At 40.2% G+C, this 13,145-nt stretch carries 10 protein-coding genes; 8 read left to right on the forward strand and 2 right to left on the reverse strand.

All coding sequences use genetic code 11. The features are described 5' to 3' along the window. The first annotated feature begins 6 nt into the window (after positions 1 to 6). From ACST13_RS01070 to porD, 3 genes are read left to right on the forward strand one after another with little or no spacing between them, the layout of a single operon-like run. Positions 7 to 897, forward strand: coding sequence for an outer membrane protein assembly factor BamD (locus ACST13_RS01070; RefSeq protein ID WP_459521370.1), 891 nt, complete (start codon positions 7 to 9; stop codon positions 895 to 897). Between the two features lie 48 nt (positions 898 to 945). Further along, positions 946 to 1,272 carry a DNA-directed RNA polymerase subunit omega gene (locus ACST13_RS01075; protein WP_459521371.1) on the forward strand — a complete coding sequence of 109 codons (327 nt, stop codon included), beginning with the start codon at positions 946 to 948 and terminating at the stop codon, positions 1,270 to 1,272. Between the two features lie 31 nt (positions 1,273 to 1,303). Continuing rightward, complete coding sequence (gene porD / locus ACST13_RS01080) at positions 1,304 to 2,206, forward strand: type IX secretion system protein PorD (RefSeq protein WP_459521372.1); 903 nt, start codon at positions 1,304 to 1,306, stop codon at positions 2,204 to 2,206. A gap of 205 nt (positions 2,207 to 2,411) precedes the next feature. On the opposite strand, the gene tilS is transcribed toward porD, so the two are convergent. Further along, positions 2,412 to 3,746, reverse strand: a complete 1,335-nt coding sequence (gene tilS, locus ACST13_RS01085; protein ID WP_459521373.1) for a tRNA lysidine(34) synthetase TilS — start codon at positions 3,744 to 3,746, stop codon at positions 2,412 to 2,414. A gap of 56 nt (positions 3,747 to 3,802) precedes the next feature. On the opposite strand from tilS, the gene ACST13_RS01090 reads away from it, so the two are divergent. Both ACST13_RS01090 and ACST13_RS01095 read left to right on the forward strand, forming a co-directional pair. Continuing rightward, complete coding sequence (locus ACST13_RS01090) at positions 3,803 to 5,338, forward strand: OstA-like protein (protein WP_459521374.1); 1,536 nt, start codon at positions 3,803 to 3,805, stop codon at positions 5,336 to 5,338. A gap of 51 nt (positions 5,339 to 5,389) precedes the next feature. Further along, positions 5,390 to 5,740: a T9SS type A sorting domain-containing protein gene (locus ACST13_RS01095; protein ID WP_459521375.1), complete on the forward strand. Its 351-nt coding sequence runs from the start codon at positions 5,390 to 5,392 to the stop codon at positions 5,738 to 5,740. Positions 5,741 to 5,777: 37 nt separating this feature from the next. Here ACST13_RS01095 and htpG read toward each other — a convergent pair whose 3' ends face one another. Next, positions 5,778 to 7,595: a molecular chaperone HtpG gene (gene htpG / locus ACST13_RS01100; protein WP_459521376.1), complete on the reverse strand. Its 1,818-nt coding sequence runs from the start codon at positions 7,593 to 7,595 to the stop codon at positions 5,778 to 5,780. Between the two features lie 87 nt (positions 7,596 to 7,682). On the opposite strand from htpG, the gene ACST13_RS01105 reads away from it, so the two are divergent. The 3 genes from ACST13_RS01105 to odhB all read left to right on the forward strand — a co-directional run bounded on the left by ACST13_RS01105 (position 7,683) and on the right by odhB (position 13,131). Further along, on the forward strand, positions 7,683 to 8,576 hold the full coding sequence (locus ACST13_RS01105) for a type IX secretion system membrane protein PorP/SprF (protein ID WP_459521377.1): 894 nt from the start codon (positions 7,683 to 7,685) through the stop codon (positions 8,574 to 8,576). 252 nt (positions 8,577 to 8,828) lie between these two features. Beyond that, the gene (locus ACST13_RS01110) at positions 8,829 to 11,558 is read left to right on the forward strand and encodes a 2-oxoglutarate dehydrogenase E1 component (protein ID WP_459521378.1); all 2,730 of its coding nucleotides are present in this window, start codon (positions 8,829 to 8,831) and stop codon (positions 11,556 to 11,558) included. A 10-nt stretch (positions 11,559 to 11,568) separates the two neighbouring features. Continuing rightward, positions 11,569 to 13,131 (forward strand): 2-oxoglutarate dehydrogenase complex dihydrolipoyllysine-residue succinyltransferase, encoded by a 1,563-nt coding sequence (gene odhB, locus ACST13_RS01115; RefSeq protein WP_459521379.1) that lies wholly within the window; start codon positions 11,569 to 11,571, stop codon positions 13,129 to 13,131. The last annotated feature ends 14 nt before the right edge of the window (positions 13,132 to 13,145 follow it).

Raw genomic sequence — 13,145 nt, forward strand, 5'->3', positions numbered from 1 at the left:
CGGCTTATGAATTTGAAAAAGAAAATACTTATTGGTTTAGTCGCTTTACTTGGTTTAAGTGCCTGTGGAAAGTTCGAGAAGTTCAGAAAGAGCGCGAGTGTTCCTACGAAATTTAAAGCAGCTGTTGACTATTACAAGAAAAAGGAGTTTGATAAGGCTGGAATACTTTTTGATGAGGTTTTACCTTTATTAACAGGGGATTCTACGCAAGAAATGGCTACTTTTTACCAAGCTAAATGTGATTTTGAATTAAGTAACTATACGGTCGCAAATACGCACTTTAAGCGATTCTCAGAGGTTTTTTCAAGGAGTGAATATGTAGAAGAATCCATTTATATGGCAGCTTTTTCGCTGTATAAAGAGTCCCCTAATTTTAACTTAGACCAAACAGGGACCTTATCCGCCATTAATGAATTGCAGAGTTATTTAAATAATTATCCTGAATCGAAATACCGGGAGGATTGTAGTGTAATGATTAAGGATTTACGTAAGAAATTAGAAAAGAAAGCCTACGAGAAGGCTAAATTATATTACAAAACATCCCCTTTTAATATCATGTCCTTGAAGTCTTCCGTGATTGAGATCACTAATTTTCAACGTGATTTCCCGGATTCAGATTATAATGAAGAGATGGCCTATTTTAAGGTAATTTCTCAATTTGATTTGGCAAAAAGTACCATAGAGTATAAGCAAAAGGAACGTTTTGAAGAAGTTTTAAAATTCTATTTAGAATTCATTGACAAATACCCGCAAAGCTCCTTCTTGAAAACGGCTGAAAAATGGTATACGCAAAGTCAAAGTGAAGTGACACGTATTGCTAAAATAGAAGCTGAATACAAGGCATTACAGGAAAAGGAGAAATCGAACACTTCGAAGATTGCCACGAGCCCGCAATAGTATTTCTTAAAAATTAACATTAAATTTGCTATCTTAAATTATATAGAGATGTCTAAGACACCAACAAATCCATCCATCATTACACGTGATGTAGACAAAATTGCTGCTAAAACTGGCAATGTGTACGAATCAATTTCGATTGTAGGACAACGAGCTCGTCAAATTTCGAGCAAGATGAAAGAGGAATTATCAGGTAAATTATCTGAGTTTGCTTCTACTGTTGATAATTTAGAGGAAATTTTTGAAAACCGCGAGCAAATTGAAATCTCCAAATACTATGAGCGTATGCCTAAGCCATCTGCTCTAGCGATTGATGATTTTTTAAATGATAAAATTGATTTCAGAAACCGCGAAGAAGGTACAACTGAAAACTAGTTCAAATCATTTTGATTTAATTAGATCGATCATGAAATCAATGCGATTTCTGTTCCTATTTTTATTAAGTTCTTGGGCTGTTCAGGCTCAAGAACTTTCTACTACAATCACTATCAGTACGGAGCAATTACAGCTCGATCAGCAAAGAGGCGGTTCTACTGTCTATGCTGAATTACAAAGAACGATGCAGGAATTTATGAATGGCCGCAGGTGGTCATCTGATAATTTTGCGACGGAAGAAAAAATCAAACTCAATATCAATTTACTTTTAACGAAGTCCTCTGCACAAGGCGACATCGAGGCAACTGCCAGTGTTCAAGTGCTGAGACCCGTTTTTGGAACCTCGTATGAAACGGTTTTATTGAATTTAGTCGACAAGAGTTTTAATTTCAAATATCAACTAGGTACTCCCATCACCTATAACGACAATAATTTCTCTGATAATTTGAGTTCATTGATGGCTTATTATTCGTATTTAAGTTTGACGTATTCATACGATTCATTTGGGCCAAAAGGGGGAGAACCTTTTGTTCAGAAATTAAATAACCTAACTAATTTAGCCCAAAACTCTGGTTCAGGTTGGGGAATCATTTCAGATGTCCGAAGTAGAATGGGTGTTTCAGAGAATCTATTAAATCAAAATTTGCAGGCAATGCGTGATATCTATTATGATTACCATCGCCTATATTTAGATAAAATGACGGAGAATCCAGATGCCACGAGAAAAGGGATTTTGGAGATTCTAAAGCAGATTAGACAAGTGAATACTTTGCGCCCAGGTGCTGCGAGCATTCGCGTCTTTTTCGATGCTAAATCCGAAGAAATCATTTCAATTCTGGACGAAGCTCTTCCCGCGGAACGTCAACAAGCTTTTACCTATTTAAGTACATTGGATCCGATTAGGACGGAGGCGTATCGCAGATTATTAAAATAGCGAGCTGCTTCGCAGCAGTAGTTAGTGGACAGTGGTCAGTAGACAGTAGTCGCATGCCGCTTAGCGAAAGTCCGAAAGAATAAAAGAGGTTTTTTGATTGAAATTCCTGAAGCTGAAATTTTGTTTGGCTGAGAGTATTTTAAAAAGCAATTCAGAAAATTATTGCGCAGCACAATTTTCAAATTGTTATTTAAAATGCCTCAGCTTACTTCTTTTCCGGTGAGGATTTTAACTCAAACACCGCCACCAACTCCGTCTTATCCGTCACCTTATTCCTGTTGTCAATTCGCTGTCCTAGAATCCAGGCTACAGAACCCTTGCTTAAAAGAATTTGTGTGTTCTTTTTAATGGCCAAAGGAACTTTCTTGTCTGTTAGAAAATCAGAGATTAACTTCTTTTGATTCATTCCCAGTGGACAAAACCAATCGCCATCTTGTACTTTACGGATTTCTAGAGGGAAGTCGAGCGTATCTGCATCGAGGCAGGCTATTTTCGGGTCTGTAATAGCTTTCCAATCCGCCGTTTTTTCTTCAATAAAAATATGTAATTCTTGATTACCTAATTGGATAACTTCATCATCTTCAGAAATGACGATAGGCTTATAATCGGCCTGACTTTTTACACTAATGATCCAAGTTCCGCGGTCGATATTTAAACTATGGCTGGGGGATTCGAAAATCGCCCCTACTTTGTCAGCTTGTAGAATTGCTTCGATGCTAGCTGAATTGAAATGATAACTGAGTAATAATTCGGTTAGCAATACGGTGCTTTTAGGAGAAATGGAAGGTAGCTTAACACTTATATTACCTGCTGAATCTGTCTTGCAAGATTCGCTGATAAATGTTTCTAATTCGGCCTGCATCCAAGCTTCAATACCTTTGATTTTTTGGCTGGTTGCTGCTAATGTTTGCTCAAAATGGGGATTTAATTCCTGGAATTTTGGCATAATTTCATGACGAATAAAATTACGTTGGTATTTCGTGGATTCGTTAGAGGAATCTTCTCGCCAGGCTAGTTTTTGGGAAACGACAAACTCAAAAATAGCGTCCTGATTCGCAAAGGACATGGGACGAATAAGATGGCCAGATTTTACAGGAATGCCGTGGAAGCCTGCAATTCCGCTCCCTCTGACTAAATTAATTAACATGGTTTCTGCGCTATCTAACAAGTGATGACCAGTAGCGATGTAATTATAGCCTTCTTTGCTGCGAATTTCTTCGAACCATTGGTAGCGTAAGATGCGGGCTGCCATTTGGGTGGAAATTTTTTCCTGAGCCGCAAAGGCGTTGGTATCGAAACAAATGGTATGGTAAGGGACTTTCAGTGTTTTAGCGAATTTTTTGACAAAAACTTCGTCTGCTAAAGATTCTTCACCGCGTAGGCTGAAGTTAACGTGGGCGATGCCGAAATTGAATTTGGCCAAAGAAAACAGTTTAATAAGTACAACGGAGTCGATTCCGCCGCTTACTGCGATCAAAATTTTCTGATCGGCTTGGAATAAATTCTCTTTTTGGACAAAATGGATAAAATCTTCCAGCATAAATATGGTAAATTGCGTGTTCAATGGAGTTACGAAATTAGCGATTCAATTTCAAGATGCGTTACAAAGGTTGGATTTTCCTGTTTTTTCTTCTCAGCTTACCGCTTTTTGCGCAAGCCCAAGGACAGCTTTTGCAAGTCATCCGTGCGGACAGCTTAATCGGAATGCAACAAGATTTAATCATGCGCAAGACGCTTATTGGCCGTGTTTTACTTCAACAGGGTACCACAACATTATCTTGCGATCAGGCTGTTTTAAACTCCACAACGAATAATGTGGAAGCCTACGGACACGTTCGGATTATACAATCCGATACGGTGACAATTACAGGGGATACAGCACTTTATAATGGGAACATGCGGCAGGCATTTATCAGTGGCCGGGTGAAATTAGATGATCATACGATCATATTAAACACGCCTAAATTAGATTATGATCTAAATTCAAAAATGGCGATTTATCATTCTGGAGCCAGAATTATTGATAAAAAATCGACTTTAACTAGCCGAGAAGGATTCTATAATACGGTGACAAAAAACTTCTTATTTAAAGAAAAAGTGAGGGTAATTGATAAAGAGGGTGGTTCGGTTAGAGCGGATTCATTAAAGTATAATACCCTTTCGAAAGAGGCATATTTCATTGCACCTACGGAAATTATTACGAAAAAAGATACGGTTATCACTAGCCGTGGTTTTTATAATACGATTTCCAAAGTTTCGAATTTCACCGGTCGTTCTACTGCGAAAACCGACGAATATATTCTAACAGCTGACACCCTTTTTTATGATTCTCCCACACAAATTGGGGTAGCGAAAGGTCGTGTTGAATTTTTGTCACAAAAAGAAAAAGTAATCCTCAAGGGAGATAATGGTCGATATGCGGGTAAAACAGGAATCACTCGAGTCTATGGACACGCTTGGATGCAAAATATCATGGAAAAGGATACGCTGTATTTAACGGCGGATACGCTGGTATCGGTTAATATCAAAAAGGATTCCATTCGGAAGCTATTTGCCTATAAAAATGTATTGATTTACAAGTCGGATCTTTCAGGAAGGTGCGATTCTTTAGGATATAATGTCCAGGATTCCATCATTCATTTCTACCAAAAACCCATACTCTGGACCCAGGATTCACAATCTCAAGCCGATTCGATTTCCTTATTTATGGGGAATCAAAAGCTGAAGGAAATGCGTTTGAGGGGTAAGTCATTTGTCATTTCAATCGACTCTGCTAATCAATACAATCAAATCAAAGGGCGCAAAATCTGGGTGCATTTTAAAGAGGATTCGAAATTGAATCGAGTGAACGTAGAGGGGAATGGAGAGAGTATTTATTATGTCATTGACGATAAAAAAGTCACTACGGGTTTAAATCGAGTGGAATGCAGTCGGATGAATCTGTTTTTTGAGGATAATGCGGTAAAGAAAATTGCCTTCATCACTAAGCCCGAGGCGAAATTCGTGCCTCCTAAAGAATGGAAAGAAGATCTACAGCAATTGGATGGATTCCGTTGGCGAATCACAGAAAAGCCCTCTCTGCAAACGATTCTAAATCGAGTGGAATATATAGATCTTGTTAAAAAACCTTAAAAAAATAAAAGCGGTCTGTTTTTGTACTAAATTCGTTTCAACGATTTGAGAATGAAATTAGTATTGCGACATATCACTTTATTATTCGTCCTAGCATCTTTGCTGGGCTTTAAAAATGACACCTTGTTATACCAAGGGGATCGCATCTTTGTTTCTCATCTTTACCCTAATCCTGCCGCCGATTATGCGATTGTTGATTATCAATTTTCTGGTAATAACCAGGAGGTAAAAATTGCTTTTTACAATGTGTTAGGGACGGTGGTGAAAGAAATAGATTTAGACCGAGATGATCGCTCAGCGAAGATTTCTTTAAGGGAATTAAATAGTGGTCTTTATATGCATCAGTTGCTAGTGGATGGCAAACCCGTCGCCACGAAGAAGTTGATGGTTAGAAAACAATAAAAAAAGAGCCGCATTTATCGCGGCTCTTTCATTTTTATTAAAACCCACTCACCGTTCTTTTAATGAAGGCCGTTAAGTCTGACCCCGTTAAGAGATTTTGAGATAGTAAAGCTAAGTCTGAGATCTGTTTCGCTAGCGCTTTTTGTTCGCTTTCGTCTTTTAATTCAGCTAGTTTACTAATCAAGGGGTGATTCGCATTGATGGTGATGTTGTAGGTATTTGGCATTGAACCAAACATTCCCATTCCGCCACCACCAGATTTAGACATGTCGCTCATTCTGCGCATGAACTCGTTTTGAGTGACGATAGCAGGTAATTCGTCTGGTGACATGGCTTCTACTGCTACCACTTTTTGTTTGTCATTCAGGGTTTCTTCGAAGACTTTCTTAACGCTTTCTTTCGCAGCATCTGTTAAAATCGCTTCTAAGGTGATCCCTGTGTCAATTAATTTATCAACAGCATCAGCATCGACACGTTTCCATTGCGTCTTTTCTGTCTTAGACTCCATCGTGTTAATGAAGTGGCTGTCGATTAGGGTATCCAATTTAATGATGGAGTAACATTTGTTTTGGGCGGATTGAATAAAGGCATCTTGTTGCTCGACATCGGTGGTATACAAGTAAACCTTGTTTCCATCCTTGTCGGTTTGTGTAGCTTGCACCTCTTCACTGTATTCGTCTAACGTAAAATATTTGTTGTTCGTATCCTGTACCAAACAAAAATCTTTCGCTTTCTCTAAGAATTTCTCATCCGAGATCATTCCGTATTTAATGAAAAGGCCAATATTAGCGAATTTCTCTTCGAAGGATGGACGATCCGTTTTGAATAATTCAAATAATTTATCCGCGACTTTCTTCGTGATATACGAGTTGATTTTTTTCACATTCGAATCTGCTTGTAAGAACGAGCGAGAAACGTTTAATGGAATATCTGGTGAATCGATTACCCCGTGCAATAACATCAAGAATTCTGGTACGATGTCTTTTACTTCATCGGTGATGAACACTTGACGACTGTAAAGCGAGATTTTTTCGCGTTGCAATTGCATCTCGTTTTTTACTTTGGGGAAGTATAAAATACCCGTCAAATTGAACGGATAATCTACGTTTAAGTGAATCCAGAATAAAGGCTTCTCTTGGAATGGGTATAATTCTTCGTAGAATTTCAAGTAATCTTCGTCCGTTAAGTCCGATGGGGATTTAGTCCAAATCGGGTTCGGATTATTGATTACCTTATCACCAAATTCGATTTCAATCGGTAAGAATTTACCATATTTTTCTAAGATGGACTTTAATTTGAACTCCTCTAAAAACTCCTCAGAATCCTCCGCGATGTGCAAGATGATATCCGTACCTCGGGTTTTCTTTTTCGCTGGTCCTATCGTGTATTCGGTAGATCCGTCACACTTCCAAGTAGCGGCTTCTGCACCGTCTTGATAGGATTTAGAGATGATCTCTACTTCTTTTGCCACCATAAAGGCAGAATAGAATCCTAGACCAAAATGTCCGATTATACCTTTGTCGTCTCCTTGATCCTTGTATTTCTCTACGAATTCGGTAGCTCCAGAGAAGGCGATTTGGTTAATATATTTCTTGATTTCTTCGGCGGTCATACCGATACCGTTATCCGAAATTGTGATCGTTTTTTTGTCTTTGTCAAAACTAACTTTCACCTTCAGTTCCCCTAATTCGCCATTAAATTCACCAATGGAACTTAATCGCTTGATTTTTTGGGACGCATCGACTGCGTTGGAAACTAGCTCACGAAGGAAAATCTCGTGATCCGAATAGAGAAATTTCTTGATAATGGGGAAAATGTTCTCGGTGTGAATGGAGATGTTACCTGTTTCTTTCATATTTTTAAAAATTAATAATTCTAAATATGAACATCCTTTTGCAATTTTAATTCCAAGCCGCATAGAGGTGTCACATTGTCAGATTTTATGAAACAAATTGTCCTATTTCTATTGCTTGCTTTCTTTGCGCAAGGCCAGCAAGAATCCTTGCGGATGGCTTATCCTTTTTTGCCTTTGGCCATTAATCCAGCGGATGCCGGAGTAAGTCAAGTATTTTCTGCTAAAGGAATTTTTCGTAAAAAGCCCTTATTTCAAACTATTGGAGGAGCGTCGTCTTCCCAACAATTGATGAGCATTGATATGCCTTTACAAAAGGGAAGCTGGGGATTAGGCTTTTTGGCATTTAATACGGATCAATCCTATGCTACTTCTTCCGGTATGATTTCGTCCAATTTAGGTTTAGCTGCGGTGGTATCGCAACATCTACGATGGGGTAGGGGAAATCAGTTGAGTTATGGAGTGAATGCGGGAATCAATCAATATCCTATTTTAGGTAAATCGGGCACAAGCGAGATGTTAGGAAGTATCGGAATCGGTGTTTCCTATCGAAAAGAGGCATTCATGCTAGGCATTTCAAAGCCTTCAAATCGTTTCGATAGTTTAGGGGATGCGCCACTATATGTACAAGCATCTTATTATTTTCCAGTGGCCGACCTGCATACGCTAAAAATTGGAACTGTTTTACGGAAGGATCAGCAGACAAAAATTGATTTTAATGCGACCTTTTGGTACCAAGAAAAACTAGGAATCGGTTTATGGTACCAGCAGACAGGTTCGGAGTTTGGAGATTCGGCTTTATTGGGTTCGGCGGAGGTTCCTTTAGGTTTAAATTTCAGAGTGGGATATTCCTATGATTTTCTGGGTAAAAATGTGTCTACTTTAGGAAGTTCGACTACGAGTGAAGCGTCTGGATTTCATCAAATTTTTCTTCGATATGACCTTGATTTTGGTTTAGGAAAATTAGGACAATTTCAGCCTTAAAAGAATCCTGAAATTGTTGGTGATTTAAAGGGAATTAATTGAAATTTTTAAAGAAATCGAAATACGTTTGTACATGAGCTCATTTTCCTCAGAAATTTGTGTTCCTGTAGCCAAAAAACCGGTACTAATTAGGGGTATTTTGGTAAGCAAATAGTAAATTGCGTAGATTTTAGCATTAAGACGATGCTAAGATTTATACTAAACCAAAAACATTGAAACATTTCTTTGGCCTAAAGCCTAGAAAATTAACTTATGGATTCATTTTCCTACGTTGCCAATGCCGATACACAAGTCATAGCTGATTTGTATGAGGCGTATAAACAAGATCCCAATTCAGTAGATAGCTCTTGGAGAGATTTCTTTAAGGGTTTTGATTTTTCTCAAACCTGGTTAGGTGAGGGAGCTCCTGCGGGCGCTGCTTCTACAGATGTGAGTCATGTTCAAAAAGAAATGGCTGTCATCTCCTTAATTAAGGCTTTCCGTTCCAGAGGACACTTATTATCTAAAACCAATCCCGTTCGAGAGCGAAAGGATCGCAAGCCACGTTTAGACTTGGTGGACTATTCTTTGTCTGAAGCTGATTTAGATACCGTTTTTCAAGCAGGTTCGTTTATGGGCCTAGGCGCAACGACATTACGTACTATTCAAGCAGCTTTGCATACCATTTATGCGGGAAGCGTAGGCTTCGAATATTCCTATATTCGTGACGTTGAACAAAAAGAGTGGTTGCGTAATAAGATTGAAAAGGAAGCACTTTCTTTCAAACCTACGTTTGAAGAGAAAAAGCATATTCTTCAGAAGATGAATGAGGCCGTTGTTTTTGAGAACTTTTTAGGGACAAAATATTTAGGCCAAAAGCGTTTCGGACTGGAAGGTGGAGAAAGTACGATTGCCGGTTTAGATGCCATAATCAATGTGGCAGCTGATGCGGGTGTGAAAGAGGCGATGATCGGAATGGCGCATAGAGGCCGTTTAAATGTTTTGGCAAACATCATGCACAAATCTTACGAATCAATCTTTGATGGTTTCGAAGGAAATGTTCCGAATGAGATTCACGGCGATGGCGACGTAAAATACCATTTAGGCTATTCTAGTAAGCATATTTCTCCAAAAGGAATTGAAATTTCGTTGAAATTAGCACCTAACCCATCTCACTTAGAGGCAGTAAATCCCTTAGTGGAAGGTTTCTGTCGGGCGAGTGCGGATGCGCATTATGCAGGAGATTACGATAAAGTATTACCTATTTTAATTCACGGGGACGCAGCGGTAGCGGGTCAGGGTATCGTTTATGAGGTAACTCAGATGGCGAAATTATCAGGATACAGCACGGGTGGTACGATTCACTTTGTGATTAATAACCAAGTTGGTTTTACAACAGATTTTGAAGATGCACGTTCGGCGATTTATTGTACGGATGTAGCTAAGATCATCGATTCCCCCGTATTCCATGTGAATGGAGATGATCCAGAGGCGGTAGTATTTGTGTCTCGTATGGCCGCAGAATACCGTCAAGAATTTAACCGCGATGTATTTGTGGATATGGTTTGTTATCGCCGTAATGGTCACAATGAATCAGATGAGCCTCGTTTTACCCAGCCTACTTTGTATGCGAATATTACGAATCATCCAAACCCACGCGAGGTTTACACACAACAATTAATCAAGAACGGCGAGATTGAGGCGAAATTAGCTGAGGAAATGGATTCAGCTTTTAAAGCTGAATTGCAGGCTCGCTTAGAGATGGTGAAACAAAAAGTGAGCCCTCCCTATGTTCCATTAAAGTTAGATAATCGCTGGTCAGCTTTACGATTCTCGAATGAAACTGATTTTGATTCATCCCCTAAAACTTCGATTACGAAAGAGGTGGTGGATCAAGTGGCTAAAGCTTTAACGACTTTGCCAAAAGGTTATACAGCTTTAAAGCAAATCGAGAAAGTAATCGCAGATCGCAAAGGATATTTCGAAAAAGGCCAATTAAATTGGGCTACGGCTGAATTATTAGCCTATGGTTCGCTTCTTTTAGAAGGAAAACCGGTTCGTTTATCAGGTCAAGATGTGCAACGTGGTACCTTCTCTCACCGTCATGCGGTTTTACACGACGCGAACACGAATGAGAATTATAATTCCTTAAATCACATCAAGGAAGGTCAGGAGCTAGCCCAAATCTACAATTCCTTACTTTCTGAGTACGGTATTTTAGGTTTTGAATTCGGTTATGCCTTAGCTAACCCTGATGCCTTAGTGATTTGGGAAGCTCAATTTGGAGACTTTGCCAATGGCGCCCAAACCATGATTGACCAATTCATTTCTTCTCACGAATCAAAGTGGGGGACTCAAAATGGTTTAGTGATGTTATTGCCTCACGGATATGAGGGGCAAGGTCCGGAGCACTCTAATGCGCGTCCAGAGCGTTTCTTGCAGTTGTCTGCTGAAAATAATATGATCGTGGCTAATTTAACCACTCCAGCTAATATATTTCACGCCTTACGTCGTCAATTGACTTGGGATTTCCGCAAGCCATTAGTGGTTATGTCGCCTAAATCAATTTTCCGTCACCCTAAGGTAGTTTCTCCGATCGAAGAATTCACGAAAGGTAAATTCCAAGAGGTAATCGGTGATAGCTTTGTAGATAAGGCCAAAGTGAAAAAAGTGTTACTTTGCTCAGGTAAAGTGTATTTTGACCTTTTAGATCGCCAAGAAAAAGATAAGCGCAAGGATGTGGCTATTGTTCGTTTGGAACAATTACACCCATTCCCTACGAAACAAGTGGACGCTGAATTAGCGAAATACAAAGGCGCTGATGTGTATTTTGTTCAGGAAGAACCGGAAAACATGGGCTATTGGTCGTATGTGATTCGAGAATTTGGCTGGGCTAAATTCAAAGGTTTAGTAGCTCGTAAAAAATCTGCTTCTCCTGCGACTGGATTCTTAAAAGTGCATGGCGTAGAGCAAGCAAACCTGATTAACAAAGCATTCGAATAATAGAATTATCATGGCTATAGAAATGAAAGTACCCGCAGTGGGGGAGTCAATTACGGAAGTGACCGTTGCTACTTGGAATAAGAAGGAAGGCGATCATGTGAAGTTAGACGAGGTTTTGTGCGAATTAGAATCGGACAAAGCGACCTTTGAATTGCCTGCAGAGGCGGAAGGTGTGTTGCATATTGTGGCGAAAGAAGGCGATGTCCTTCCGATAGGTGCCATCATCTGTACGATAGAGGTAGGTGGAGCAACGGCTTCGGTGACGGTGGCAGATGCGGCTCCGGCGGCAGCTGTAGCTGTTCCAGCAGCAGCTGTGGCGGCACCAGCGCCTGTGGCTTCGGCTCCTGCTCCTGCTCCAGTTGTGGCTGCGGGTCCGACTTCGGTATTAGAAATTAAAGTTCCAGCGGTAGGGGAGTCGATCACGGAAGTGACGGTTTCTGTTTGGAATAAAAAAACAGGGGATAGCGTTTCTTTAGACGAGGTACTTTGTGAATTAGAATCAGATAAAGCGACTTTTGAATTACCAGCTGAAGCAGCGGGTATATTAGAGGTAATTGCTCAGCCAGGCGCTGTGGTGCCGATTGGTGGAATTTTAGCGAAAATCACGGTAGGTGGTTCTGTAGCCCTGGCGGCTCCCGCTCCAGTTGCAGCGCCGTCTGCACCAACAGCTCCAGCCGTTACCGTGGGTGATGCTTCGTATGCCGCAGGTCATCCATCTCCAGCAGCAGCTAAAATATTAGATGAAAAAGGAATCGCCGCTGCTTCCGTAGCAGGTTCTGGCGTAGGTGGTAGAATTACAAAAGAAGATGCGGTATCAGCTACGCAAGCAAGCGTTTCTGCACCGGCAGCTGTGGCTGCACCAGCTGCGACTTCTGAACGTACACGTCGCGAAAAAATGAGTTCATTGCGCAAAACAGTGGCTCGTCGTTTAGTGGCAGTGAAGAATGAAACAGCGATGTTAACTACGTTTAACGAAGTGGACATGAAGCCAGTGATGGATCTTCGCGGTAAATACAAAGATAAATTCAAAGAGAAGCATGGCGTAGGTTTAGGCTTTATGTCCTTCTTTACAAAAGCTGTTTGCGTTGCTCTAAAAGAGTATCCATCGGTGAATGCTAAAATAGATGGCGAGGAAATCGTCTTCCACGATTATTGTGATATTTCGATTGCGGTATCTGCGCCTAAAGGCTTAGTCGTTCCTGTGATTCGCTCTGCTGAGAATTTGTCACTGGCGGGTATTGAATCTGAAGTGGCTCGTTTAGCTGGAAAGGCACGCGAGAATAAATTGAGTTTAGAAGAAATGAGTGGAGGTACGTTTACCATTACGAATGGTGGGGTATTCGGCTCGATGCTTTCTACACCGATTATTAACGCACCACAAGTGGCTATTTTAGGAATGCATAATATTGTGGAACGTGCCGTGGTAGTAGAGGGACAAATTGTTATTCGTCCAATCATGTACCTTGCCTTGTCTTATGATCACCGCATTATCGATGGTCGTGAGTCGGTTAGCTTCTTAGTTCGTTTAAAGCAATTATTAGAAGATCCAGCTCGTTTATTATTAGATATTTAATTAATTGAATAGGC

The sequence above is a fragment of the Aquirufa sp. A-Brett2-W8 genome (genome assembly GCF_054558755.1).